The organism is Pantoea sp. SGAir0180, assembly GCF_043546245.1.
The window spans coordinates 2,968,208-2,993,303 of the sequence record NZ_CP028071.1 but is presented as its reverse complement, the minus strand read 5'-3'; the positions used below and the strand labels follow the sequence as shown (position 1 = coordinate 2,993,303).

Below are 25,096 nucleotides of genomic sequence, written 5' to 3'. Positions count from 1 at the left end.
AATGGAATTTAATTATTCTCTTTCCACTCGCGGAGATATTATGCTCAGCAATACATCTATCAGAACCCGCCTTTATATGGCGTTTGGTGCCATGACGCTTGTCATGATTGTGGTATGCAGTCTGTTTTATATGGGGTTTAATCGCGTCACGCAGGCCAGCAAGCTTAACGTTCATACCTATCAGGTGGTTGAAGGCCTGAATAAGGTGACCGAGAGTCTGCTGAATATGGAAACCGGCCTTAGGGGTTATGCACTTAGCGGTCAGACACAAATGCTGGCACCCTTTAATCAGGGTAAACAGGCCTTTAGCGACTACACCGCGAGTACACATCAGCTGACGCAGGACAATCCGGTGCAGCAGCAACGCTTAGTCGATCTGGAAAGCAGACAGAAGAACTGGCTGGAAAGCTATGCCCGTAACGTAATGGCGGCGCGTGAGCGTCTGAATCAGGGGAACCTCGACCAGCAACACTTTTTAGACATCTTTGCGACTGATGAAGGTAAAGTGCAAATGGATGCGATGCGTAACGTGATTGAATCCATGATTGTCACGGAGAAATCATTACTCAAATCGCGTGAAGATGAACTGACTAGCGAGCGGACCAAAACGCGCGTGATCCTGGTGGCCGGACTGCTACTGTCAGCGGGAATCTCCCTGATTCTGGGCCTGCTGATTTCCCGCAGTATTTCTCGTCCTCTGGCTATCGCGGTGCACACGGCCGATACTATTGCCCGGGGCGATCTGACCTCTGTGATTACCGTAAACCGTCAGGATGAAACCGGAAAGCTGCTGACGGCCCTGGCGAACATGCAAAATCATTTGCGGAACCTGGTGACCCAGATCAAAGATTCTGCGGCATCGGTTGAACTGGCGGCCAGTGAAATTGCGCAGGGCAATACCGAGCTGTCCTCCCGTACGGAAGAGCAGGCTGCGGCATTGCAACAGACGGCGGCAAGCATGGAACAAATTACTGCGACGGTTCGCAATAACACCTCTGTCGCTGAATCTACAGCGTCTTCGGCCCGGGAGACGGAATCACTGACGCGCGCCAGCGAAAAAGCCGTCAATGACATGAGCCACACGATGCACAGCATTTCGGTGAGCGCGGCGAAAGTGAAAGAGATTACCGCGGTTATTCAAAGTATCGCTTTTCAGACCAACATTCTGGCGCTGAATGCGGCGGTAGAAGCGGCAAGAGCGGGTGAGCACGGTCGTGGCTTTGCCGTTGTCGCAACGGAAGTCCGTACGCTGGCACAGCGCAGCGCATCATCGTCGCGTGAAATCGGTAACCTGATTGAAGAAGCGGTCACCGGCGTGGCGAAAGGCGTACAGGCGGCCGATCATACCGCCCAGAGTATTCTTAAAGCGGCAAGTGAAGTCGCGTCACTGGCACAGTATATGGATGGTCTGGCGCTGGCATCAGTGGAACAAATGCAGGGCGTTTCGCAGGTCAGCATTGCCGTCACGCAGATGGACAGCGTCACACAAAGCAATGCCGCGCTGGTGGAGCAGTCGGCTTCCGCATCGCAATCCTTAACTGAACAGGCGCGCAGTCTGCGCATGTTAACCGCGGCGTTCCAGGTCTGATGCCTTCAGGCCAGGCATGCACCAGATGCCTGGCCTGAAGACGCGTTTAACGGGTCAGAAAGCGTTCCAGCTCAAGACCTCTGTGGGTTTGATTAGCCAGTTGCACAGCATAAAAGTCGCAGTTGTGTTTCTTCTGACGTGCAAGAGCCGCCATTTTTCTGATTTCCCTGATCCCTTTTCCCTTGAGGCCGCAGGCCAGTCGTTCAAGGGCGCGGGCATTTTCAAACTGATCAAATGCGCACGGATAAATCAGCTGAGGCACCCCGTTCTTGAGCAACTGCGCGGTGGTGCCAATACCGCCATGATGAATGGCAAATAAGCAGGTTTCAGTCAGGGCAATATTGAGATGCGGCAGCGTCATCACATCATCGTTTATCGCTAACGCGGCTGCGGTTGGCGTAACAAGCACGCACTTCAGTCCTTCTGTTTTTAAGTCCTGTAAAACGCGTGTCACGGATGATTGTTCAGCCAGGGCCCAACTGGTAAAAAAGACCACCGTACGGGAGTCAATAAAATCGGTAATACGATCGTCATCCAGCGAGGCCCGGCTCTTGTTCAGTAAAAAACCGGCATAAAATCCCTCGCGCGCTTTCTTTTGATAAAACCAGGGTTCGTATAACACAATCGACTGCGGTTCGTTATTGACCCAGTCAGCGTAAATATTGCGAGAGGCGGGCAGATTATGGTCGCGTCGCAGCGTGTCGATGGTACGCTGGAGTGCAGGCGAAACCAGGGCCCGTTGAAATAAAGCCAGTTTCCAGTTCAGACTGACACGCAGGCTTTTTTCCAGCGCATGGATAACACGCCCGGGCTGCAATTTTAAATTTGAATTGGTCAGGCTGATAGCATATTTCTTTAACCGGTATTTCTCGCTGACGGCTTTCGCCGCAAAACACCATAAAGAGTGAATGATGATGGCGTCATCTTCGACAAGAGCGCTCATGGCATCGAACATCGCCTCCTGCTGTTCCGCCATATAATGTGAAATCCGTTTCAGGGCGTGCTTTTTGTCCCATAACGCCCGATCCTGGACGGCTTTCACATAAGTCTCTTTGTCGCCGACCGCCACAAAGGACAGGCCGCGATCTACTGCCTCAGATCTGAAATAGTCGTTAGCGAGCAGGTAAACATCATGATTCTTTTCTTTTAACAGCGAGCCAATCTCAATACAGGGAAAGACATCGCCTGCTGAGCCCAGTGCGCCAATAATCACTTTCATCTCAGACACCAATCTGACTAAAAATAGTGTTGAAGGCGGCTGCGGTCCTTTCCCGGCTGCGCTTGCCTTCCAGATCCAGAAAATGTCCCGCATCCCTGATTTGATAAAAGCGCGTTTTATCCGACTCGCCGCATATCTCTTCGATGTTTTTTTGCGGCGTATGAATATCCAGATCGCCGTTGATAAAGTGAAACTGGCAGGCCGAGTTATCAATAATGTTTTTGTAGTCGTGGTTGCGCAGTGTGGCAATCTGCTCAAGATGGAAACGCCCCTGACGGTATTCAATCTCATCCAGCGACGTCAGATGCCTGAAGTTGCAGAACTTCATTTTATTCGGCAGATATGCACCCACTTCGTCATTCATCAAATGCGCAAGCTCGACAAAGTTCTTCTCTTTTGAAAACAGATTGGCTTGCTTCACGTAAGTCCGCATACGGTCATTAAATTCAAAGGAATAGGACGCGATGATGGCATGTTCCAGGCCCTCTTCACCGTGATTCAAGAGCTTGAGAGTCGATGCGCCGCCCCAGGAGGCTGAGGCAATAATATTGGGCTTATAAATTGAAATCAGCTCGCGAATAATCGTGACTTCATCATCAAGCGTGACGATATGGCAGCCCTGTTCGTTGAAGGGTTTTGATTTGCCTGAGAACGGAAGATCAAACGTAATGACATCTGATTTATCCGCCAGGAAGCGTTTCCAGTTGCGGAAAGAAGACGAGGTTGCCAGTGCACCGTTAATCAGGATGGTCCTGTTACGGGTCGGGACACTGCATTTTGTTAACTCCACATAAATGTTAAGTTCATTTATGTTTACTACAGAATAACCGTGACTCATATCACTCTCCCCACCAAGAAACATCATCAAATATTAAAGTTTTCTAATGTATATCACAGCAAATGGTAATCATTAAGTTATTTTTATGTTTTATCGCTGTTTTTAATCCGCAATCTTTCATCTTATTGATTTAAGGGTATTTATAAATTAAATGCTCCTGGTTTTTCTCCATCACCTTAGTTTTCATGGAAAATTAAGTAACTTAACAGACCGTTAAAGTGTGATTTTCCTCATAAAATCCAGGCGAGGAAAGGGAGGCTGGTCTTTTTTATAGTGTCATAAAACTTTATTATCCTTACTGTATTCATGGTAAATTTAATTAATGTTTTATCATGGGGCGAATGGCTCGGCAGGGATTACTGTGGTGAGTTTGTGTTAGTGCCACACTGTGGCCTGTTACTGACAGGCGTTGCGGGACGATCTCAGAAATAGCGTCTGCACAACAGAACGCAGGGGGCGGCTGATTTATTTCACGGAAGAACGTCGTAACGGGTCTGCCAGTCTCACCATCGCAAGATGACATGCCGCGAAAGAAAGGCAGCCGGGGCTATCCTGGTTCGCAGGGCGCAATAAGTGGCCCTGATCGGGCTTTGACAGATAACAGGCAGACGAAAGAGAGAATGCCCCGCAAAGGGGGCATAACTTAGTAGGTTTTTAATCCCACAGACGGAATATTGCGACCGTAATAAATCTCACGCATCTCTTTCCACAGCAGGTCAGTAATGCGTTTGTGCTCCTGCGGTGTCAGATCTTCCGGGCGGGTATTAAAGAGATAATGTTTTAAATCGAATTCTTTCAGCAACATCTTGGTATGGAAGATGTTTTCCTGGTAAACATTCACATCAACCATATCGTACATCCGCTTCATATCGTCGGACATGAAGTTTTGGATGGAGTTAATTTCATGGTCGATAAAGTGTTTAACGCCGTTCACATCACGTGTAAAACCCCGTACGCGGTAATCCACAGTGACAATGTCAGATTCCAGCTGGTGAATCAGGTAATTGAGCGCCTTAAGCGGTGAGATCACGCCGCAGGTTGAGACCTCAATGTCTGCACGGAAGGTACAGAGGCCGCCTTCAGGATGGCTTTCCGGATACGTGTGCACACAAATATGGCTTTTATCAAGATGCGCGACCACGGAATTAGGCAATGGGCCGGGATGCTCAGACGTATCAATATCTTTAGGATCAACAGGTTCTTCACTGACCAAAATCGTGACGCTGGCACCCTGTGGCTCATAATCCTGGCGCGCAATGTTCAGCACATTCGCACCAATAATCGAACAGGTTTCGGTCAAAATTTCCGTCAGGCGATTGGCATTGTATTGCTCATCGATATAAGCAATATAACCATCGCGCTCGGCTTCGGTATTCGCATAGCAAATATCGTAGATACAAAAACTCAGGCTTTTGGTCAGATTATTGAAGCCATGCAGTTTTAGCTTTTGCAATTTTATTCACCCCCTTATAAATGATCGATCAGCGCGTCTCTGACAGAGCATTCAACAGATATTGTGGCAGAGCAAAGCTGCCCGTGTGGATCGCCGGTGTGTAGTAACGGCAGTTCAGGCCCGAGGCCGCAAAGCGCGCCTGCAGAAGGGCGGGATCAAGCTGGCGCAGGGCCGGATTATCGCTTGCCCAGGCAAAGGTCATGATGCCGCCGTAGTAGGTTGGGATGGCCGCCTGGTAAAAACTGACATCGGCAAAGTAATGGCTGAGTTTACGATGGCTGTTAACCGCTTCATCCTGCTGCAGGAAGCAAACGCCGTTCTGGGCAACAAAGATCCCATTTTCATTCAGCGCATTTTTACAGCCCGCATAAAAGTCGGACGTAAACAGGCTTTCGCCAGGCCCAATGGGATCGGTACAGTCAGAGATGATAACGTCAAACTTTTCGGTGGTGCGGTTGACGAAATTCACACCATCATCGATGACCAGATTAAAACGCGGATCGTCGTACGCACCGGCGCTGTGGTTCGGCAGATACTGACGACAGAAGGTCACCACGCCGGCGTCGATCTCGACCATGGTGATTTTCTCAATGCCGGTATGGCGGGACACTTCGCGCAACATCGCGCCATCGCCCCCTCCAATAATCAGTACGTTTTTGGCGGCACCATGCGCCAGCAACGGCACATGCGTCATCATTTCGTGATAGATAAATTCATCACGTTCGGTCGTTTGCACCACGCCATCCAGCGCCATAACGCGGCCCATCGCCGCATTTTCAAAGATGATTAAATCCTGGTGGGCCGTTTTATCACGATAAAGCTCTTTATCGACGGTAAAATACTGGCCAAAGCCGGTATGAAGTGTTTCATACCACATCTCGTTTTGGGCCATGATGGGGCTCTCCTTCGTGACATTGCCATAAAAATCGGCGAAACATCATAGCTAACTATGATAGCCGTTGCACGGTCAAATGTCTGACGGGAGAGCGGGCTGGGGCGCTACTTTACATAGGCAAGCAGGCTGAGAGAATCTCTGGCCAGCGACTTACATTTTTTGTCGTTGGCAATCGCGATACCGCTCAAATCACGGTAACTGTCTTCACCCAGTGCTTTCATGTTGTAGTTGTTGTAATTGCTTAAATCCCAGCGGTTTTGCTGGGCAAAAAACACCAACGCCTTGCGGATCTGCGCATCGGGCAAATCCTGATAGCCACAGTCGTTCTTGAGATAAACGAATACCGCAGTCAGATCGGCAAGATCTTCTGCTTCGGATTCGCTCAGGGCAAAGCTGGTGGAGGAGAAGCCGAAGAGTCCTGCCAGTAGCAGGATCCTGATGCTCTTCTTCATAGATATTCTCATGTAATAGTCGTCTGAAAGACGTTAGCACAGTTGTGTAAAGATTTTCGATCAATTTACGATTTTTGGGGCATTCTGCCTGCTGATGCTTGACCTTGCCATAAGGGCAGGGTTTAGGCTTGAGGTCATTTCGTTACAAGGATGCGGATTATGCAACGTCGTCACTTTCTGAAACTGAGCGCGGTACTGGGTGCTGCAGGGGCGCTGCCGCTCTGGAGCCGATCCCTGATGGCGGCCAGTCGGCCACTGCTGCCGGTTCCCTCCCTGCTGGACGCGGATGCGAAAGGAGAGTACAGCCTGACGGCGATGCCGGGCATCAGCCAGTGGCAGGGCAAAGACGTACCCACCTGGGGCTACAATGGCAGCCTGTTGGGGCCCGCAATTCGGCTCCAGCGTGGCAAGGCGGCCACCATCAATATTCATAACCGGCTTAGTGAAGCGACGACCCTGCACTGGCACGGTCTGGAAATCCCCGGCGAGGTGGACGGTGGACCGCAGGGAATCATTGCGCCGGGCGCCACGCGTCAGGTGACGTTTACGCCGGACCAGCCTGCCGCCACCTGCTGGTATCATCCTCATCTGCATGGCAAAACGGGTCATCAGGTTGCCCAGGGGCTGGCCGGCATGATTGTGTTAGAGGATCAGCCGTCAGGGACGCTTCGTCTGCCTAATCAATGGGGCACCGACGATGTTCCACTGATTTTTCAGGACAAACAGCTCACCTCATCCGGTGACCGCATCGATTATGAGCTTGATATTATGCGGGCCGCAGTGGGCTGGTTCGGCGACATGATGCTGACCAACGGTGCGCAGTATCCTCAGCATGCCGTACCGCGTGGATGGTTACGTCTGCGTTTGCTTAATGGCTGCAATGCCCGTTCGCTGCATCTGGCTGCCAGCGATAAACGCCCACTGTATGTGATTGCCAGTGACGGCGGTCTGCTGCCTGAGCCGGTAAAGGTCGACTCCCTTCCGCTCCTGCCGGGCGAGCGCTTTGAAGTCATGGTCGATACGTCCGATGGCAAGGCTTTTGATATCGTGACGCTACCTGTTTCGCAAATGGGCATGACGCTGGCTCCCTTCGATCGGCCCCTGCCGCTGGTCAATATCATTCCGCTGCGGATCATGGCCAGCGCGACTTTACCGGATCAGCTAGCCACATTACCGGCCATACCGAAAACGGACGGTCTGTCATCGCGCTGGTTACAACTCAGTATGGATCCCCAACTGGATCAGCAAGGTATGCAGGCGCTGATGGCACGCTATGGCGCGAAAGCGATGGGGAACGGTGCGCACCATGATATGGCTATGGGCGGTAACGATCATGCGATGCAGCACGACAGCGCGTCCCAGGGAATGGATCATCAGAAGATGGACCATGACGTGATGGCCGCGACTGCCTACGATTTTCACAATGGCAATAAAATCAATGGCCAGCCATTTGATATGACGCGGCCAGCCTTTGATGTGAAGCAGGGCACCGTTGAAAAATGGACCATTTCCGGTGAAGGCGACAGCATGCTGCATCCTTTCCATATTCACGGCACCCAGTTCCGTATTCTTTCTGAAAATGGCAAGCCACCTGCGCCACACCGTCAGGGCTGGAAAGACATGGTCAATGTCGACGGCTGGCGTAGCGAAGTGCTGGTGCGCTTCAACCACCTTGCCGCCGCCGATCATGCGTATATGGCGCATTGCCATTTACTGGAGCATGAAGACACCGGCATGATGCTGGGCTTCACCGTGACCTGATATCAGGCCTGCGCCAGCGCCAGACGGATATCCTCCACCAGATCCCCGGCGTTCTCGATACCGATGGATAAGCGTATCGTCGCGTCGGTGATCCCGATGCGCTGACGCACTGTATCCGGCACGCCAGAATGGGTGGTGGTGGCAGGATGGCTGGCAAGCGATTCTGTCCCGCCCAGACTGACGGCCTGTTTAAACAGCGTCAGGGCATTCAGGAAACGAAACGCTGCAGGTTGTCCGCCGACAATGTCAAAAGAGAAGGTTGAACCGGCCCCGGTGCATTGTTCCCGATAGGTTCTGCCTGCCGGGCTGTCTGCATCCAGATACGGTAACCAGTGCAGGGCGGCGACATCAGGATGTGTACGTAAAAAGGCGGCGACGGTTTCAGCGTTATGACAGGCTTTTTCCATGCGCAGCGACAGCGTTTCCAGCGAACGGCCAATCATCCAGCTTGAATGCGGATCAAGCTGAGTGCCAATAGCGCTACGCAAAGCGCGGATCGGCGACATAAGTGTTTTGTTTCCCATCACCGCACCCGCAATCAGGTCAGAGTGACCGCCCACATATTTCGTCAGGGAATACAGCGATAAATCCGCGCCCAGCGTGAGCGGTTGCTGAAAAATCGGCCCCAGTAAGGTGTTATCACAGGCGACGACCGGGCGTGAACCCTGCTGACGATCGATGTCGTCCGCAATACGGGCCATCAGCGCGATATTCACAAGGCTGTTCGTCGGGTTTGCCGGCGTTTCCACCAGGATCATGGCGACGCGTCCCTGCGCCATTGCACGCTGGGCGGCCTCGCGCACTTTGGCTTCATCATGCCCGTCAGTGAAACCCACCGCACGAATATCAAGGTTGTGCAGGGTTTTACTGAGCAGCGTTTCCGTACCGCCGTACAGGGGCTGGGAATGCAAAATCACTTCCCCTGGTCGCGTAAAGGTCAGCAACGCCGTCGAAATGGCCGCCATGCCGGAGGCAAACAGCGCGCAACTTTCTGCCTGTTCGTAGAGAGCGAGGCGGTCCTCAACAATCTCACTGTTGGGATGATTAAAGCGGGAATACACCAGTCCGCCACTTTTACCTTCGGGAGGCTGACGGCGGCCGGAAACATAATCAAAAAAATCGCGGCCTTCTTCTGCACTGTTAAACACAAAGGTGGAGGTCAAAAAGACCGGCGGTTTCACGGCCCCTTCAGACAGGCGCGGATCATAACCGTAGTTCAGCATTTGTGTTTCGGGATGCAGTGGGCGGTCGCCGACGTGCGTTTTTTTACTTGAGGGTGAAGTCATTAAGATCTCCCAATAAGGTCGCTAACTGCATAACGATATGTCGATAAAATCGTATCATGCAGCTATTAATGCGGCTAAATGCCGGGTTGTTCTAAGGTAATGCTGTTTGTGCAACTGCCTGCGCACAGGTGAAGATTTTTAGTGCACGTAAACGTTTGCGTTCTCTGCGCGGCGTCAGTAGGGACTTCTGTTATGGTAGACTGCGTGGCTTTGTGAGAGACCGGGCTGAAGGCAATGAAACACACTGTTGACGTAATGATCCCTGAGCAGGCAATCGCCGCGCGCATCGCGGAACTGGGCAAAGAAATTACCGACCACTACCGCGACAGCGGCAGCGATATGGTGCTGGTAGGGCTACTTCGTGGCTCATTTATGTTTATGGCGGATTTATGCCGCGTGATTGACGTTCCGCACGAAGTGGATTTTATGACCGCCTCCAGTTACGGCAGCGGGATGTCCAGCAGTCGCGATGTCAAAATTCTCAAAGATCTGGATGAGGATATCCGCGGTAAAGACGTGTTAATCGTTGAAGACATCATTGACTCAGGCAATACGCTCAGCAAAGTGCGGGAAATCCTGCGTCTGCGGGAGCCAAAATCCCTGGCCATCTGTACGCTGCTGGATAAGCCTGAACGCCGTGAAGTCGACGTTCAGGTTGAATTCGTGGGCTTTGCTATCCCTGATGAATTCGTGGTGGGCTTTGGCATCGATTATGCGCAGCGTTATCGCCATCTGCCTTACATTGGCAAAGTGGTTCCCCTCGAATCCTCAGGCGAGTGACCGCACATTCTTCCAAGGCTCTGACCTCTGGATTCGTGTAGGCTTGTCGCGCGCGAGCGTCAGGGGCGGTGAAAATCGCCACTGACTAACAGGTTAGCCATGCCGTGACGATAGCGTTGCTCCAGGTTTTCGCGGCTGTTCGCGGTAACATTCAGGTTACGCAGGCAGCCATCCTGAATACCGTAGACCCAGCCATGTAGCGAGACTTTACGTCCACGCTTCCAGGCCGATTGCAAGATGGTGGAATGCCCCAGATTGTAGACCTGCTCAACAACGTTGATTTCGCAGAGTTTATCCAGACGTTTATCGGGCGGCAGTTCACCCAGCAACACGCTATGCTTGTACCAGAGATCGCGAATGTGCAGCAGCCAGTTATCAATGAGCCCTAACTCCGGGTTATCCATGGCAGCCTGCACGCCACCGCAGCCATAGTGGCCGCACACGATGATGTGTTCAACTTCCAGCACTTCAACCGCGTACTGCACCACAGAAAGGCAGTTAAGATCGGTATGGATAACCAGATTGGCAACGTTACGGTGGACAAACAGTTCACCTGGCTCAAGACCGGTCAGACGTTCTGCGGGGACGCGACTGTCTGAACAGCCAATCCAAAGGAAACGTGGTTTTTGCGCCTGAGCCAGTCGCTCAAAAAAACCAGGATCTTCTTTGACCAGTAATCTGGACCACTCGCGGTTATTACTGATCAGGGTATCAATGTCTGTCATGGCGTTAAGCAACCTGTTACTGCGCATTTGCGTGCGCGTACTATAGGCGAAGGCTTCCTAAATTCAAACGGCATTACAATGCCATAAAACAGGGTATGTATTCAGAATGACCTATGCACTGGAACTTTCCCGGCTGACCAAGACCTATCCCGGCGGCGTACAGGCGCTCAAGGGCATCGATCTTAACGTCGAAGCCGGTGATTTTTATGCGCTACTGGGACCCAACGGCGCGGGCAAATCGACCACCATCGGGATTATCAGTTCGCTGGTGAATAAGTCGGAAGGCAGCGTCCGCGTCTTTGGTTACGATCTGGAAAAAGATGTCGTCAATGCCAAACGCCAGCTGGGCCTGGTGCCGCAGGAGTTCAATTTCAACCCGTTCGAGACGGTCATGCAGATCGTGGTGAACCAGGCCGGTTACTATGGTGTTGAGCGCCGTGAGGCCCTTCAGCGGGCCGAAAAGTACCTTAAACAGCTCGACCTGTGGGAGAAACGTCACGAAAGGGCGCGCATGTTGTCTGGCGGGATGAAGCGCCGTCTGATGATCGCCCGTGCTCTGATGCACGCGCCCAAACTGCTGATTCTGGATGAACCTACCGCCGGGGTGGATATTGAACTGCGTCGGTCGATGTGGGTTTTCCTGAAAGATTTGAATGCGCAGGGGACGACCATCATTTTGACGACTCACTATCTTGAAGAAGCGGAAATGCTGTGCCGCAATATCGGCATTATTCAAAATGGTGAACTGGTTGAAAACACCTCAATGAAATCCCTGCTGTCGAAGCTCAAATCCGAAACCTTCATTCTGGATCTGGCCCCGCGCAGCCCGTTACCGTCGCTGGAAGGTTTCCAGTACCGGTTAGTGGATACCTCGACGCTCGAAGTTGAAGTCCTGCGCGAGCAGGGGCTGAACAGCGTGTTTAGCCAGCTCAGCGCACAGGGCGTTCAGGTTCTCAGTATGCGTAATAAAGCGAATCGTCTGGAAGAGCTGTTCGTCGGCCTGACGCAAGGAAAAACAGGAGCAAAAGCATGACACATTTGTACTGGGTGGCGTTAAAAAGCATCTGGGCCAAAGAGGTGAACCGGTTCGCCCGCATCTGGATCCAGACGCTGGTGCCGCCCGTGATCACCATGACGCTGTATTTTATCATCTTCGGTAACCTCATCGGTGCGCGCATCGGCGATATGAACGGCTTCAGCTATATGCAGTTCATTGTGCCAGGGCTCATTATGATGTCGGTGATCACCAATGCGTATGCCAACGTGGCATCGTCGTTCTTTAGCGCCAAGTTTCAGCGCAATATTGAAGAGTTGCTGGTGGCACCGGTACCGACGCACATTATTATCGCTGGCTATGTCGGCGGCGGCGTTGCGCGCGGGATCTGTGTCGGTGTGCTGGTGACCGCCGTTTCGCTGTTCTTTGTGCCGTTTCATGTGCATTCATGGCTGATGGTGGCCATTACGCTGCTGCTAACCGCGGTACTGTTCTCGCTGGCGGGACTGATTAATGCGGTGTTTGCCCGCACGTTTGACGATATCAGCCTGATCCCCACGTTTGTGCTGACGCCGCTAACGTATCTGGGCGGCGTGTTTTATTCGCTGACGCTGTTACCGCCCTTCTGGCAGGCAGTATCAAAACTTAATCCGGTGGTTTATATGATCAGCGGTTTCCGCTTTGGCTTTCTGGGCATTCACGATGTTCCTCTGACCTTGACCATGTCGGTACTGATTGCCTTTATCGTGGTGTTTTATATCGCCGTGTATTTTCTGATTCAGCGGGGCCGCGGATTGCGGACCTGATACCGGCGAAAAAAAAGCAGCGTTAGCGCTGCTTTTTTTATGCGACCAGACTCAGGCCAACTGCACCGGCAGCGCTTTCGCCAGACGCTTCATCTGGTTATCACCTTCAAAGTAGGCCACTTTAGGCTGCCACTGGCGCGCTTCTGCATCATCGACCTGGACATACGAGCAGATAATCAGGATGTCGCCTTCACAGGCACAGCGCGCGGCCGCACCGTTGACCGAAATGATTTTCGATCCGCGTTCAGCGGCAATGGCATAAGTAGAGAAACGCTGACCGTTGGTCACGTTATAAATATCGATAGCTTCATATTGCAGGATGCCAGAAGCATCAAGGAAATCCTGATCGATGGCGCAGGAGCCTTCATAGTTGAGGTCCGCCTGCGTGACTTTAACGCGATGCAGTTTGCCTTGTAAAACCGTGCGAATCATAGTCAGAAACCTTGTTATACAGCCAAAAAGAGTGACCCTCAGCCTGCAAGACTACTGCGTGAGGTCTACCTGTTGATTATCGATCAGCCGTGCATTCCCCAGCCAGGCGGCCATTAACACGACGGCTCGCTGACTGTCCACCGTCAGAGGCTGCAGCGTTTCCGCATCACAGATGGCCAGGCCATCCGGACGCAATCCTTTTTCCTGCAGCGACCGCGTTGCGTCTTCAATAATATCGTCAATCTGCCGTTCACCATTAGCCAGTCGGGCGGCCATCGCATTCATCACCTGGCTCAGGCCAGGTGCCAGCTTACGCTCATCTTCAGTGAGGTAGCCGTTACGTGAACTCAGGGCCAGACCGTCCCTGGCTCGCACCGTAGGCACGCCGACAATCTCGATATCGAACCCCATGTCTGCCACCATTTTACGAATGATGGCTAACTGCTGGAAATCTTTCTCGCCGAAGCAGGCGATATCGGGCTGAACCAGATTAAACAACTTGCTGACGATGGTCGCCACGCCGCGAAAATGGCCGGGACGACTGGCGCCTTCCAGTAAAGATGAAAGCACCGGCACTTCGACAAAGGTCTGATTAGCCAGCCCGTGTGGATACACCTCAGCAGGCGAGGGCGCAAAGACGACATCCACCGCATGGCGGTTCAGTTTCTCACAGTCTTCCTGCAGCGTGCGCGGGTAGCGCGCCAGATCGTCAGGCCGATCAAACTGCATCGGGTTAACGAAAACCGACACGATCACAACATCGGCCCGCTCACGCGCTTCATCTACCAGCGTTAAATGCCCTTCGTGCAGATTGCCCATCGTGGGCACTAACGCAATACGTTTACCTTGCTGACGCCAGCGGCGCACTTCACGGCGCAGCATGGGCAGAGTGTCGATGATCAGCACTGCCATTCTCCTGAATTACTGGAAACTGTGTTCCGCTGCGGGGTAGCTTCCTGCTTCAACCTCAGCAATATAGCGGCGAATGGCGGCACGGATGTCGCCTGTCTCCGCCAGGAAATTTTTTGCAAATTTAGGGATATGTCCACCGGTAATGCCAAACGCATCGTGCATCACCAGAATTTGTCCATCAGTCACGTTGCCTGCGCCAATACCAATCACCGGAATTGCCAGTGCCTGCGTTACGCGCTGGGCCAGGGCCACCGGTACGCATTCCAGCACCATCAGCTGTGCGCCTGCGGCCTCAAGCGCCAGCGCGTCAGCCATAAGCTGCTCTGCACCGGCTTCATCACGTCCCTGCACTTTATAGCCGCCAAAAATATTTACGGACTGTGGCGTTAAGCCCAGATGACCACACACGGGCACGGCGCGTTCGGTCAGCATGCGCACGCTGTCGGCCAGCCATGCGCCGCCTTCCAGCTTCACCATATTGGCCCCGGCGCGCATGAGCTGCGCCGCGTTATCAAAAGTTTGCTGTGGTGTGGCATAACTCATGAAAGGCAAATCGGCTAACAGGAGCGCGTGAGGCGCACCACGACGGACGGCGGCGGTATGGTAAGCAATATCACTTACCGTGACGGGCAGCGTGGAATCATGACCCTGCACCGTCATGCCAAGCGAGTCACCAACCAGCAGAACCTGAATGCCTTCGTCAGCAAACAGGCGGGCAAAACTAAAATCGTAAGCGGTCAGCGTCGCGAATTTTTTACCGCTCGCTTTGCACTGACGCAGATGAGAAAGGGTGGTGGGTTTCATGACGATCTCAGCTCAGAAATTCAGATGGACGCATTTTACTGTATCGCGTTGCTGAGCGGAATCTGTGACGCGCGAATAGATGGTCAGCTGTGCCAGGGACGGATGCTGGCGCAGTCAAGCGTTGCCATAATCGGCTGGAGCGGACGGCCATCAGGCAGGCGCAGAGCGGGCGCAATTTCCAGCAGCGGCACCAGCATAAACGCACGGTTCAGCATATCGTAATGGGGGACGATCAGGCGTTCGCTGTGAATCTGCTCTGAACCAAACAGCATAATATCAATATCCAGCGTGCGTGGCCCCCAGCGCTCGGCTTTGCGCACCCGGCCATGTTCCCGCTCGATGCGCTGCGTCTCATCCAGTAAGGCCTCAGCCGACAAGGTGGTCTCAAGGGCTACCGCCGCATTGAGATAATCGGGCTGATCGGGTGGGCCATAAGGTGGCGTGCGGTAAAAGGACGAGGTGGCGATGCGCTGAACACCGGTGAGCGCATCCAGCGCTGACAACGCTGCATCAATCTGATGCAGCGGATCGGCAAGGTTACTGCCTAATGCCAGATAAACGCGCGTCATGACGCGTTAGAGTTATCACGACGGGGCGCGGAAGAACGACGACGCGGGCGGCGCGTACGGCTGCGCGGTGCCGGATCGTCTCCCAGCGTGTTGAGCATGGTTTTCTGCTGCGGCGGCGCAGCGACCTGGAACTCTCCCCACCACTTACTCAGGCGCAGCAGCTCCGGGTTATTTTCCACTTCAGCCCGCAGGGCCAGCAGATCATAAGCCGCACGGAACTTCGGATGCTCCATCAGCTTCCAGGCGCGTTTACCGTGACGACGGGACATGCGTAACTGCAACTGCCAGATATCACGAATCAGCGACGTAATGCGCTTAGGAATGGCCAGCGCACGGCAGGCTTCATCCAGCGTATCATTCATCGCCAGGGCAAACGCATCGTAATAAGTCAGGCCGCTTTCCTGCGCAATGCGCTCGGCGGCTTCAAGCTGCGGATACCAGAACATGGCCGCGAACAGAAACGCCGGATTGACGCGCATATCATTTTGAATGCGGTTATCCGTATTCTTCAGCACCTGGGCGAGCATGCGCTCCATATGGCTGTCGCCCTGTTCGGTAAAGTTGCGTGCCAGCGTAGGGAACAGCGGCTGGAATAACTGATATTCACACAGTTTTAGCCAGGTGCTGTAGCCATAACCGGCCTGAAGCAGCTTTAGCGACTCTTCAAACAGGCGCGCAGCAGGTACATCGCGTAACAGCGATGCCAGGCGGGGAATGGGCTCTGCCGTTTCAGGAGCAATGCGCATATTCAGTTTGGCCGCGAAACGCGCGACGCGCAGCATGCGCACCGGATCTTCGCGATAGCGTGTTTCCGGATCGCCGATCAACCGAATGATGCCTTGTTGCAGATCGTTCAGGCCGCCAACATAATCCCGCACCGAAAAATCGGCCACGCTGTAATACAGGCTGTTAATGGTTAAATCACGCCGTTGGGCATCATCTTCAATACTGCCGAAAATATTGTCCCGTAGCAGCATACCGCTCTGGGCACGCTGGGAATTGTTGTGATCTTCGCTGTTCTCTTCAATCTGATGATGACCGCGGAACGTAGCCACTTCGATCACTTCCGGACCAAACATCACATGTGCCAGACGAAAACGGCGGCCAACCAGACGGCAGTTGCGGAACAGTTTACGCATCTGCTCCGGCGTGGCGTTTGTGGTCACGTCGAAGTCTTTAGGCTTCTGCCCCAGCAGTAAATCGCGAACGCCACCGCCCACCAGGTAGGCCTCATAACCGGCTTTATTCAGACGATACAGCACCTTGAGGGCATTTTCGCTGATGTCTTTACGTGAGATGGTGTGGCTTTCACGAGGAATGATGGTCATATGACTCTCAGGTTCAACCTCTGCTGGTGCTTCCTCGTCATCACGCTTCAGGACTTTCCGGCAAAAATTAGCGACTCGGGTAAAAATGGGACACCTCGACAGTGACAATTAGGGTGTAGGTAAAATCAGCGGCTAATCATAGCCTGTTGTGAATCATTTGAGAATGCTGTTGTCTATGCATCCGCTCTCAGGGCGTTATCATGCGGTATCAAAGCGATATTCCACTGCTTCACAGCATCAGACAGCAGTTTCTCCTGAGAATCGTCCTGCCAGCCTTCGCTGACCGGCTGTCCCAGAAACCGTAAGGCCTGCACCAGGCACGGGCGCGGATCGCCATCCGGCAGCGCGGGCGCATGATTTTGCTTAGAAAGTTTGTGTCCGTCAGCAGTGATGGCCAACGGCAAATGCAGATAATCCGGAACGGCCCAGCCAAACTGTCGATAAAGGGCAATCTGCCGCACCGTCGGCTCGATTAAGTCTGCGCCACGCACGATCTCGGTGACGCCCTGATGATGGTCATCAACCACCACGGCCAGATTGTAGGCAAACAGGCCGTCGCGACGATGAATAATAAAATCCTCTTCAGCCAGCCGCCGATCGGCCACAAGCGTGCCCCGTAACCGGTCTTCAAACTGGAAAACTGGCGCATGCTGACGCAACCGCAGTGCCGCATTCTCCGGACCTGAACCTGCATCCCGACAGTGCCCGTCGTAAAAACCACCCAACTGCTGAATGCGGCTTCGGCTGCAGGTGCAGTAATAACTCTGCCGGTGCGCTCTTAACCACTGCAGGGCGTCCCGATAAGCGTCATGGCGCTGTGACTGCCACATGACTTCACCGTCCCAGTGCAAACCGTACTGTTCTAACTGGTGCAGAATACGCGTGGCGGCTCCTGCGACTTCACGGGGAGGATCAATATCCTCAATGCGTACCAGCCAGCGGCCATGCTGCGCGCGTGCGCTAAGGTAACTGCCTAAGGCAGCGATCAGCGATCCAAAGTGGAGTTCACCAGAGGGAGACGGCGCAAAGCGCCCGATACAGGATGAGAATGCCATAGGTTTCATGAACCAGACGGCGGAAAAAGAGGGCCTTTTCCCGCCGCATGGCTGCAGTCAGACGGCAACATTAGCCCGCCATTTGCTTCTCACGAATTTCTGCCAGTGTCTTACAGTCGATGCACAGATCGGCCGTCGGACGCGCTTCAAGACGGCGGATACCGATCTCAACGCCACAGGAATCGCAATAGCCAAAGTCGTCATCTTCAACTTTCTTCAGCGTTTTTTCGATCTTTTTAATGAGCTTGCGCTCGCGATCGCGGTTACGCAGTTCCAGGCTGAATTCCTCTTCCTGAGCGGCACGGTCAACCGGGTCCGGAAAGTTAGCGGCTTCATCCTGCATGTGTGTAACGGTGCGATCAACTTCGTCCCGCAATTGATTACGCCAGGCTTCCAGAATCTTGCGAAAATGGTCCAGTTGCGCGTCATTCATATACTCTTCGCCCGGCTTCTCCTGATAAGGCTCCACCCCAGCGATGGCGAGAATACTCAGGGACGATGTTTTACGGTTTTGCCCTTCTTGCATGTTGTTTCTCCTGGATAACACGCACTATACCCTTCGATTGCCATCGGCCAGTATATTCACACTAACCTTCATTGATGACGCACTCTTGGGTACATCGATCCCCCAACGGGGAAAAACAGGCCGCTATAAATAACAGAAGCCGTCAAGGTTGGCAATTATTCCTGCGCCCATCTTGACAAGCCTGTGAGGAACAGCGTAGTTGGCCCCTGACAGAAGATAGTCCTATCACAGAAGGATGCCACTGATATTACAACGTTACGTCAACAGCCGTTGTAATAAACATGCCTTGTGATGACAGTTCTGCCCGGTACGCCAAAATTTCCACGCCACTCAGCCGCGCCTGTACCAGTTGTTCTGCGTAAGCCGCATCGATGTGACGCGCCGGGGAAACGTCCTCAATCCCCGAGTGCAGAACGGCAAACAACAAAACGGCCCGATGACCTTCTGCCGCAGCCTGACTCAGCTCGCGCAGGTGTTTTTGTCCTCGAATCGTCACCGCATCCGGAAAATAGCCTTTACCTTCCTGTAAAAGCGTTACGGATTTCACCTCAATATAGCACTCAGGTCGGTCCTGTGCTGTAAGCAGGAAATCAATTCGACTTTTTTCGCTGCCGTATTTTACTTCAGCCCGACACGCTTCGTAGCCCGACAGCGGCAGAATTCGGTTTTCGCTTAACGCCTCCTTTACCAGTTGATTCGCGCGCAACGTATTCACGCAAATCCAGTGGCCTTGCTGCGTCTCGGTCATCTCCCAACTGTGCGGGTACTTGCGTGTCAGGCTGTCGGACGTGGAGTACCACACGGTATCACCCGGCGTAGCACAACCGGTCATGGCGCCGGTGTTGGCACAATGGATGGTGAGCGTCTCGCCTTCCGGCGTAATGACATCCGCCAGAAAGCGTTTGTAACGGGTAATCAGACGTGCCGGTTTGAGGGCGGGAGAAAAAAGCATAGGGCTCCTGATTATGACTGTAACGGCCAGGTGGCCAGTGTCCGGTAGCGCGTCCGCCCTTTTACGTACTCTGAGGCAAAAAGCGAAAACTGACTGGCCGTAAAGCGCCAGAGAAAGCCGCGAGGGGGCAGGGCAACGGGTTGCGTCGCCGAGCGCAGCAGGGTGATGTGTGGATGAAAAGGCTGAGCGGGCTGCTCACAGCCGTGCCGGGCGGCCTGGGCACGCAGCAGACTTGCCAGCTGCAGCAATCCCCGGGGTGGGCGCTGACAGCCCAGCCAGACCACGCCGGGGCGCGGCCAGTGCCCCGCATCATCTAACGTCACATCAAAAGCAGGCTGATGGATGCGCGAGGCCAGGGTTTGCAGCTGTTTTGAGGTCTCCGCTGAGACCTCGCCCAAAAAAGCCAGCGTCAGATGAAGGTTCGCGGCCGCAATCGGGCGACCTGCCTCCTCACTGAAGGTCTCAGCTCGCCACTGCACCAGTTGCTGTTGCAGGTCTTCGGGTAGGGCAATAGCAAAAAATAAGCGCTGTAACGCCATGGCGGTCTCCGGTAATCCTCACGGATGAGTGCTACAATGCGCGCCATCTTAACACAGCCATTAGCGGAGTTTTTGGTGAGTGATCTCCCCGTCAGCGCGGTGTTGCCTGACCTGCTGAGCGCCCTTGATCAGGCCTCGAACGTCCTGCTGGCTGCGCCTACCGGCGCAGGTAAATCCACCTGGTTACCCCTTCAGCTGTTACAGCACAAGGCGCTGTCAGGGCGCATTATCATGCTGGAGCCACGCCGACTGGCCGCACGCAACGTGGCGCAGCGGCTGGCTGAGCTACTGGGCGAACAGCCCGGCGCCACGGTGGGTTACCGCATGCGCGGCGAAAACTGCAGCGGACCCATGACCCGGCTTGAGGTGGTGACCGAAGGTATTCTGACGCGCATGTTGCAGCAGGATCCGATGCTGGATGGCGTGTCGCTGGTGATTCTGGATGAATTTCATGAGCGCAGCCTGCAGGCGGATCTGGCGCTGGCGCTGTTGCTGGATGTTCAGCAGGGATTGCGTGACGATCTGAAAATTTTGCTGATGTCAGCCACGCTCGATAATACTCGCCTGGCGACGCTGCTACCGGACGCGCCGCTGATTGCCTCAGAAGGGCGCAGCTATCCGGTCGAACGGCGTTATGCTCCGTTGAGCCCGAGCCTGCGTTTTGACGAGGCGGTAGCGCGTGAAGTCGCGCAGTTGCTTCGACAGGAAAGCGGCTCGCTGCTGCTTTTTCTGCCCGGCGTGGCAGAGATAGCGCGCGTAAAACGCGAGCTGGAAACCCGTGTCGATGAGGATGTCGATTTAACGCCGCTTTATGGCGCGCTTCCGCTGGCCGCTCAGCAGCAGGCTATTTTGCCTGCCGCCCCCGGACGCCGCAAAGTGGTGCTGGCGACCAATATTGCCGAAACCAGCTTAACGATCGAAGGTATTCGTCTGGTCGTGGACAGTGCCCAGGAGCGGCGCGCGCTGTTTGATGCACGCAGCGGCGTGACGCGGTTGCAGACTCAGCGCATCAGCCAGGCGTCGATGACGCAGCGCGCCGGACGTGCCGGACGACTGATGCCGGGCATCTGCCTGCACCTGACTTCACAGGAGCAGGCGGAACGGGCGCCTGCACAGGGCGAAGCCGAAATCCTGCACAGCGATCTCGCGTCATTGTGGCTGGAACTGCTGCAGTGGGGCTGTACAGACATCGACCAGCTACAGTGGATCGATCGGCCACCCGAAAAGCACTTACGGGCAGCGCAGCAGCAGCTGATGCGCCTTGGAGCGCTGGATGAATCAGGACGACTGAACACACAGGGCAGACGCATGGCGCAGCTCGGCAGTGATGCCAGGCTGAGCGCTATATTATGTGCCGCAGGGCGTGATGCCGATGCGGTGGCCAGCGCGGCACTACTCGTCGCCGTGCTGGAGGATCCGCCCCGCGCGGGCAGTGTTGATCTACGTGATGTTCTCTGTCGGCCTTTACCGCACTGGTTGCGGCGCGCGCAGCACTGGCAAAAACGCCTTGGCGTCACAGGCGGACGGGTCGATGACGCGCATTTTCCCGCGTTGTTAACGGCGGGATTTCGCGATCGTCTGGCGCGCCGACGCGATAACAGCGGACGCTATCAGTTAGCCAACGGACTGGGGGCAGGGCTGGACGAACAGCAGGCGCTCACGCGTTACGAATGGCTCATTGCGCCTGTCTTATTACAGGGCAGCAGCGCCCCCGATGCACGTATCCTGCTGGCCCTTCCCGTCGAGCTTGCGGCATTGACGCAGGCCTGTCCACAGCTTGTCGAACAGCGTACCGACGTGGAATGGGATGACGAGAAGGGCACGTTGCGCACCTTACGCCGTGAGCAGATTGGCGAACTGATACTGAAGACTCAGCCGCTTGCCCGACCGGATGCCGAGGCGTTACAGGCCGCGCTGCTACGCTGGGTCGCTAAAAAGGGGTTATCGGTACTGGGATGGACGCCGGAGGCTGAGCAACTGCGGTTACGTATCCAGTGTGCCGCCCAGTGGCTGCCCGAAGAGAACTGGCCCGCCGTCGATGAGGCCAGCCTGCTTGACTCGCTGGATCGCTGGCTGCAACCGCAGATGAGCGCCGTGCGGGATCTGAAGAGTCTGCAGTCGGTCAATCTGGTCACTGCGCTCTTACATTTGCTCACATGGTCACAACGTCAGCGGCTGGATACTGTGCTGCCAACTCATTACACTGTGCCCACCGGAAGTCGGCTGCCGATTCGCTATGATGCAGATAAACCGCCCGCGCTGGCGGTGCGTATTCAGGAAATGTTTGGCGAAGCCAGTAATCCTGCCGTCGCAGAAGGTCGCGTGCCGCTGGTGCTGGAGCTGTTATCGCCCGCCCAGCGTCCCTTACAGATCACCCGCGATCTGGCGGCGTTCTGGCGCGGTGCCTATAAAGATGTGCAAAAAGAAATGAAAGGGCGTTATCCCAAACATCCCTGGCCCGACGATCCGGCCTCCGCAATACCGACCCGGCGGACGAAAAAGAATACGTCACAGGGCGGGCCCGCTGTTTAATTCAGAGGGTTCTGCCATGCGACAGTGAAGAAAGCAGTTAGAGTAGCGGCGCAGCCGTAAGCTATGCCTGGAGAATGAAACCAATGTCTGGGAACGATCGCGAACCTATTGGGCGCAAAGGAAAACCGTTGCCACCGCGCAACAGCGCCCGCCGTGGGCGGCGCAGAGACATCGATAGTGATGTCGCTCAGGACGATTTTGATGATGATTACGAGGAGGAAGCGCCGGTGCCACGTAAAGGTAAAGGTGGAAAACCGCCGCGCGGCAAACGCCGTTGGCTGGGATGGTTTATTAAGCTGTTCCTGGTATTTGTAGTGGTCATGGCCGCGTGGGGCGTATACCTCGATTCGGAAATTCGCAGCCGCATTGACGGTAAAGTGTGGCAACTGCCCGCTGCTGTCTACGGTCGTATGGTCAGCCTCGAACCTGGCATGGCCTACAATAAAAGCGAAATGATTGCCCTGCTGGAAGGCACGCAGTACCGCGAAGTCTCGCGCATTACGCGTCCGGGAGAATTCTCGGTCAAAGGCAACACCATTGAACTGCTGCGTCGCCCGTTTGATTTCCCGGACAGCAAAGAAGGGCAGATTCATGCCCGAATGACATTCAGCAAAGATGAGCTGAGTGAGATTAAGAACGTCGAAACCGGGCGTGATTTTGGTTTCTTCCGGCTTGATCCTCGTCTGATTACGATGCTGCAGTCACCTAATGGTGAACAGCGCTTGTTCGTTCCCCGTGCCGGTTTCCCTGATCTGTTGGTGGATACCTTAATCGCAACGGAAGATCGCCACTTTTATGAGCACGACGGCATCAGCCCGTACTCCATTGGCCGTGCCTTCCTGGCGAACATCACCGCCGGAAAAGCGGTGCAGGGCGGCAGTACGCTTACCCAGCAACTGGTCAAAAACCTGTTCCTGACTAATGAGCGTTCGCTGTGGCGTAAAGCCCGTGAAGCCTATATGGCCGTGATCATGGATGCCCGTTACAGCAAAGATCGTATTCTGGAGCTTTACCTGAACGAGGTGTATCTCGGTCAGGCAGGTAACGATCAGATCCGCGGTTTCCCTCTGGCCAGCCTCTACTATTTTGGCCGCCCGGTTGACGAGCTGAGTCTCGATCAGCAGGCGATGCTGGTGGGCATGGTGAAAGGGGCGTCGCTCTATAACCCATGGCGTAACCCGAAACTGGCCCTGGAACGACGTAATCTGGTGCTACGCCTGCTGCAGCAGCAGAAAGTGATCGATCAGGAACTGTACGACATGCTGTCGGCCCGTCCGTTGGGCGTGCAGCCGAAAGGCGGTGTGATTACGCCACAGCCTGCCTTTATGCAGATGGTGCGTAATGAGCTTCAGGCAAAACTGGGCGACAAAGTCAAAGATCTGTCGGGCGTGAAAATTTTCACCACCCTGGATCCGGTTTCTCAGGATGCGGCCGAAAAAGCCGTTGTAGACGGTATTCCCACCCTGAAAAAACAGCGCGGTCTGAAAGATCTGGAAACCGCAATGGTGGTCGTTGACCGCTTTACGGGTGAAGTTCGCGCGATGGTCGGTGGGGCCGATCCGCAGTTTGCCGGGTATAACCGCGCGTTGCAGGCGCGCCGATCCATCGGCTCGCTGGCGAAACCGGCCACCTATCTGACCGCGCTGAGTCAACCCAACACTTACCGCCTGAACAGCTGGATTGCGGATGAGCCTATTGCGCTGAAACAGCCGAATGGCAGCATCTGGAAACCCATGAACGACGACCGGCGGTTTAGTGGCAAAGTGATGCTGGTCGATGCGCTGACGAACTCCATGAACGTGCCAACGGTTAACCTGGGCATGACGCTGGGACTAAATGCGGTGGTGGACACCTGGACGAAGCTGGGTGTGCCTAAAGATCAGCTGAATCCGGTTCCGGCGATGTTACTGGGCGCACTCAACCTGACGCCTGTGGAAGTGGCTCAGGCCTTCCAGTCCATTGCCAGCGGCGGGAATCATGCAGAACTGTCAGCCGTGCGTTCGGTCATCGCGGAAGACGGTACCGTGCTGTACCAGAGCTTCCCGCAGGCGCAGCGCGTAGAACCGGCACAGGCGGCTTACTTAACGCTGTATACCATGCAACAGGTCGTCGATCGCGGTACCGCCCGGGCGCTGGGGGCACGTTTCCCGAATGCGCATCTGGCAGGGAAAACCGGCACCACGAACGATCTGGTCGACAGCTGGTTTGCCGGGATTGATGGTAAAGAAGTGGCGATCACCTGGGTTGGCCGTGATAATAACCAGCCGACCAAACTCTATGGTGCCAGCGGGGCGATGCAGATTTACCGCCGCTACCTGGACAATCAGGCTCCGATGCCGCTGCAGCTTACGCCGCCGGAAGATGTGACGATGATGAACATCGATACTGCGGGTAACTTTGTTTGCGGTTCAGGAAGCAGCACATGGCGCACGCTGCCTGTCTGGACGCTGGATCCAAATGCGCTCTGCCAGCAGCAGCAACAGCAGGTTCAGCAAATGCAGCAACAGCAGCAGATGCAGGACCAGCAACAACAGCAGTTACAGCAGCAGCAACAGCAGGAACAAAAAGACAGCAACGGCGTTGCCGGCTGGATAAAAGATATGTTCGGCAAATAACCCGTCAAACGCGGATGAAAAAGGCACTTCGGTGC

Annotated in this window: 23 protein-coding genes; 7 read left to right on the top strand and 16 right to left on the bottom strand. The window is 54.5% G+C overall.

The genetic code is table 11. The annotated features are described in order from the left end of the window. The first annotated feature begins 40 nt into the window (after positions 1-40). Positions 41-1,588, top strand: a complete 1,548-nt coding sequence (locus C1N58_RS14205) for a methyl-accepting chemotaxis protein (RefSeq protein ID WP_185199905.1) — start codon at positions 41-43, stop codon at positions 1,586-1,588. Positions 1,589-1,634: 46 nt separating this feature from the next. Here C1N58_RS14205 and C1N58_RS14200 read toward each other — a convergent pair whose 3' ends face one another. From C1N58_RS14200 to C1N58_RS14180, 5 genes are all read right to left on the bottom strand, one after another. After that, positions 1,635-2,807, bottom strand: a complete 1,173-nt coding sequence (locus C1N58_RS14200) for a nucleotide disphospho-sugar-binding domain-containing protein (protein ID WP_394564257.1) — start codon at positions 2,805-2,807, stop codon at positions 1,635-1,637. Position 2,808: 1 nt separating this feature from the next. After that, positions 2,809-3,645, bottom strand: coding sequence for an alpha/beta fold hydrolase (locus tag C1N58_RS14195; protein ID WP_033740283.1), 837 nt, complete (start codon positions 3,643-3,645; stop codon positions 2,809-2,811). Between the two features lie 643 nt (positions 3,646-4,288). Further along, complete coding sequence (speD, locus tag C1N58_RS14190) at positions 4,289-5,098, bottom strand: adenosylmethionine decarboxylase (protein ID WP_033740284.1); 810 nt, start codon at positions 5,096-5,098, stop codon at positions 4,289-4,291. A 28-nt stretch (positions 5,099-5,126) separates the two neighbouring features. Next, a complete protein-coding gene (gene speE / locus C1N58_RS14185) occupies positions 5,127-5,990 on the bottom strand; it encodes a polyamine aminopropyltransferase (RefSeq protein ID WP_058702046.1) in 864 nt (287 codons plus the stop codon). A gap of 107 nt (positions 5,991-6,097) precedes the next feature. Further along, positions 6,098-6,445 (bottom strand): YacC family pilotin-like protein, encoded by a 348-nt coding sequence (locus C1N58_RS14180; RefSeq protein ID WP_006117717.1) that lies wholly within the window; start codon positions 6,443-6,445, stop codon positions 6,098-6,100. Positions 6,446-6,604: 159 nt separating this feature from the next. On the opposite strand from C1N58_RS14180, the gene cueO reads away from it, so the two are divergent. Then, positions 6,605-8,206, top strand: coding sequence for a multicopper oxidase CueO (cueO, locus tag C1N58_RS14175; protein WP_058702045.1), 1,602 nt, complete (start codon positions 6,605-6,607; stop codon positions 8,204-8,206). Between the two features lie 2 nt (positions 8,207-8,208). On the opposite strand, the gene C1N58_RS14170 is transcribed toward cueO, so the two are convergent. Continuing rightward, positions 8,209-9,492, bottom strand: a complete 1,284-nt coding sequence (locus C1N58_RS14170) for a cystathionine gamma-synthase family protein (RefSeq protein WP_282498529.1) — start codon at positions 9,490-9,492, stop codon at positions 8,209-8,211. A gap of 234 nt (positions 9,493-9,726) precedes the next feature. Here C1N58_RS14170 and hpt point away from each other — a divergent pair, with 234 nt between their 5' ends. After that, positions 9,727-10,272: a hypoxanthine phosphoribosyltransferase gene (gene hpt, locus C1N58_RS14165; RefSeq protein WP_006117719.1), complete on the top strand. Its 546-nt coding sequence runs from the start codon at positions 9,727-9,729 to the stop codon at positions 10,270-10,272. 59 nt (positions 10,273-10,331) lie between these two features. Here the strand turns inward: hpt and can are convergent, their stop codons facing one another. After that, entirely contained in the window at positions 10,332-10,997 is a 666-nt protein-coding gene (gene can, locus C1N58_RS14160) for a carbonate dehydratase (protein WP_033740288.1), read from the bottom strand. Positions 10,998-11,103: 106 nt separating this feature from the next. Here can and C1N58_RS14155 point away from each other — a divergent pair, with 106 nt between their 5' ends. Both C1N58_RS14155 and C1N58_RS14150 read left to right on the top strand, forming a co-directional pair. After that, positions 11,104-12,030 (top strand): ABC transporter ATP-binding protein, encoded by a 927-nt coding sequence (locus tag C1N58_RS14155; RefSeq protein WP_006117721.1) that lies wholly within the window; start codon positions 11,104-11,106, stop codon positions 12,028-12,030. Next, positions 12,027-12,797: an ABC transporter permease gene (locus C1N58_RS14150; protein ID WP_006117722.1), complete on the top strand. Its 771-nt coding sequence runs from the start codon at positions 12,027-12,029 to the stop codon at positions 12,795-12,797. The genes C1N58_RS14155 and C1N58_RS14150 overlap by 4 nt, the downstream gene beginning before the upstream one ends. 51 nt (positions 12,798-12,848) lie before the next feature. On the opposite strand, the gene panD is transcribed toward C1N58_RS14150, so the two are convergent. The 9 genes from panD to thpR form a co-directional block, all read right to left on the bottom strand. Beyond that, a complete protein-coding gene (panD, locus tag C1N58_RS14145) occupies positions 12,849-13,229 on the bottom strand; it encodes an aspartate 1-decarboxylase (RefSeq protein WP_033740289.1) in 381 nt (126 codons plus the stop codon). A 51-nt stretch (positions 13,230-13,280) separates the two neighbouring features. After that, positions 13,281-14,135, bottom strand: a complete 855-nt coding sequence (gene panC / locus C1N58_RS14140) for a pantoate--beta-alanine ligase (RefSeq protein WP_033740347.1) — start codon at positions 14,133-14,135, stop codon at positions 13,281-13,283. A gap of 15 nt (positions 14,136-14,150) precedes the next feature. Beyond that, positions 14,151-14,945, bottom strand: coding sequence for a 3-methyl-2-oxobutanoate hydroxymethyltransferase (panB, locus tag C1N58_RS14135; protein ID WP_033740290.1), 795 nt, complete (start codon positions 14,943-14,945; stop codon positions 14,151-14,153). Positions 14,946-15,028: 83 nt separating this feature from the next. Continuing rightward, positions 15,029-15,514, bottom strand: coding sequence for a 2-amino-4-hydroxy-6-hydroxymethyldihydropteridine diphosphokinase (folK, locus tag C1N58_RS14130; RefSeq protein ID WP_205955983.1), 486 nt, complete (start codon positions 15,512-15,514; stop codon positions 15,029-15,031). Then, positions 15,511-16,929 (bottom strand): polynucleotide adenylyltransferase PcnB, encoded by a 1,419-nt coding sequence (gene pcnB / locus C1N58_RS14125; RefSeq protein ID WP_203232196.1) that lies wholly within the window; start codon positions 16,927-16,929, stop codon positions 15,511-15,513. Before pcnB ends, folK begins: the two co-directional genes overlap by 4 nt. A gap of 86 nt (positions 16,930-17,015) precedes the next feature. Then, positions 17,016-17,897: a tRNA glutamyl-Q(34) synthetase GluQRS gene (gene gluQRS, locus C1N58_RS14120; RefSeq protein WP_058708999.1), complete on the bottom strand. Its 882-nt coding sequence runs from the start codon at positions 17,895-17,897 to the stop codon at positions 17,016-17,018. Between the two features lie 70 nt (positions 17,898-17,967). Next, complete coding sequence (dksA, locus tag C1N58_RS14115) at positions 17,968-18,423, bottom strand: RNA polymerase-binding protein DksA (protein ID WP_006117731.1); 456 nt, start codon at positions 18,421-18,423, stop codon at positions 17,968-17,970. A gap of 247 nt (positions 18,424-18,670) precedes the next feature. Continuing rightward, entirely contained in the window at positions 18,671-19,375 is a 705-nt protein-coding gene (gene sfsA, locus C1N58_RS14110) for a DNA/RNA nuclease SfsA (RefSeq protein ID WP_394564256.1), read from the bottom strand. Between the two features lie 11 nt (positions 19,376-19,386). Continuing rightward, complete coding sequence (thpR, locus tag C1N58_RS14105; RefSeq protein ID WP_394549884.1) at positions 19,387-19,914, bottom strand: RNA 2',3'-cyclic phosphodiesterase; 528 nt, start codon at positions 19,912-19,914, stop codon at positions 19,387-19,389. 36 nt (positions 19,915-19,950) lie between these two features. On the opposite strand from thpR, the gene hrpB reads away from it, so the two are divergent. Both hrpB and mrcB read left to right on the top strand, forming a co-directional pair. Then, a complete protein-coding gene (hrpB, locus tag C1N58_RS14100) occupies positions 19,951-22,446 on the top strand; it encodes an ATP-dependent helicase HrpB (RefSeq protein ID WP_039338695.1) in 2,496 nt (831 codons plus the stop codon). A gap of 83 nt (positions 22,447-22,529) precedes the next feature. Then, complete coding sequence (mrcB, locus tag C1N58_RS14095) at positions 22,530-25,061, top strand: bifunctional glycosyl transferase/transpeptidase (RefSeq protein ID WP_039338694.1); 2,532 nt, start codon at positions 22,530-22,532, stop codon at positions 25,059-25,061. Positions 25,062-25,096 lie beyond the last annotated feature (35 nt).

Excerpts from the sequence above, each read along its gene's own strand:
- C1N58_RS14155 (WP_006117721.1), top strand. The coding sequence starts at position 11,104 with ATGACCTATGCACTGGAACTTTCCCGGCTGACCAAGACCTATCCCGGC.
- panB (WP_033740290.1), bottom strand. The coding sequence starts at position 14,945 with ATGAAACCCACCACCCTTTCTCATCTGCGTCAGTGCAAAGCGAGCGGT.
- panD (WP_033740289.1), bottom strand. The coding sequence starts at position 13,229 with ATGATTCGCACGGTTTTACAAGGCAAACTGCATCGCGTTAAAGTCACG.
- hrpB (WP_039338695.1), top strand. The coding sequence starts at position 19,951 with ATGCGCGCCATCTTAACACAGCCATTAGCGGAGTTTTTGGTGAGTGAT.
- C1N58_RS14200 (WP_394564257.1), bottom strand. The coding sequence starts at position 2,807 with ATGAAAGTGATTATTGGCGCACTGGGCTCAGCAGGCGATGTCTTTCCC.
- thpR (WP_394549884.1), bottom strand. The coding sequence starts at position 19,914 with ATGGCGTTACAGCGCTTATTTTTTGCTATTGCCCTACCCGAAGACCTG.
- cueO (WP_058702045.1), top strand. The coding sequence starts at position 6,605 with ATGCAACGTCGTCACTTTCTGAAACTGAGCGCGGTACTGGGTGCTGCA.
- speE (WP_058702046.1), bottom strand. The coding sequence starts at position 5,990 with ATGGCCCAAAACGAGATGTGGTATGAAACACTTCATACCGGCTTTGGC.
- mrcB (WP_039338694.1), top strand. The coding sequence starts at position 22,530 with ATGTCTGGGAACGATCGCGAACCTATTGGGCGCAAAGGAAAACCGTTG.
- can (WP_033740288.1), bottom strand. The coding sequence starts at position 10,997 with ATGACAGACATTGATACCCTGATCAGTAATAACCGCGAGTGGTCCAGA.
- dksA (WP_006117731.1), bottom strand. The coding sequence starts at position 18,423 with ATGCAAGAAGGGCAAAACCGTAAAACATCGTCCCTGAGTATTCTCGCC.
- C1N58_RS14150 (WP_006117722.1), top strand. The coding sequence starts at position 12,027 with ATGACACATTTGTACTGGGTGGCGTTAAAAAGCATCTGGGCCAAAGAG.
- hpt (WP_006117719.1), top strand. The coding sequence starts at position 9,727 with ATGAAACACACTGTTGACGTAATGATCCCTGAGCAGGCAATCGCCGCG.
- gluQRS (WP_058708999.1), bottom strand. The coding sequence starts at position 17,897 with ATGGCATTCTCATCCTGTATCGGGCGCTTTGCGCCGTCTCCCTCTGGT.
- C1N58_RS14170 (WP_282498529.1), bottom strand. The coding sequence starts at position 9,492 with ATGACTTCACCCTCAAGTAAAAAAACGCACGTCGGCGACCGCCCACTG.
- C1N58_RS14195 (WP_033740283.1), bottom strand. The coding sequence starts at position 3,645 with ATGAGTCACGGTTATTCTGTAGTAAACATAAATGAACTTAACATTTAT.
- C1N58_RS14205 (WP_185199905.1), top strand. The coding sequence starts at position 41 with ATGCTCAGCAATACATCTATCAGAACCCGCCTTTATATGGCGTTTGGT.
- folK (WP_205955983.1), bottom strand. The coding sequence starts at position 15,514 with ATGACGCGCGTTTATCTGGCATTAGGCAGTAACCTTGCCGATCCGCTG.
- sfsA (WP_394564256.1), bottom strand. The coding sequence starts at position 19,375 with ATGCTTTTTTCTCCCGCCCTCAAACCGGCACGTCTGATTACCCGTTAC.
- C1N58_RS14180 (WP_006117717.1), bottom strand. The coding sequence starts at position 6,445 with ATGAAGAAGAGCATCAGGATCCTGCTACTGGCAGGACTCTTCGGCTTC.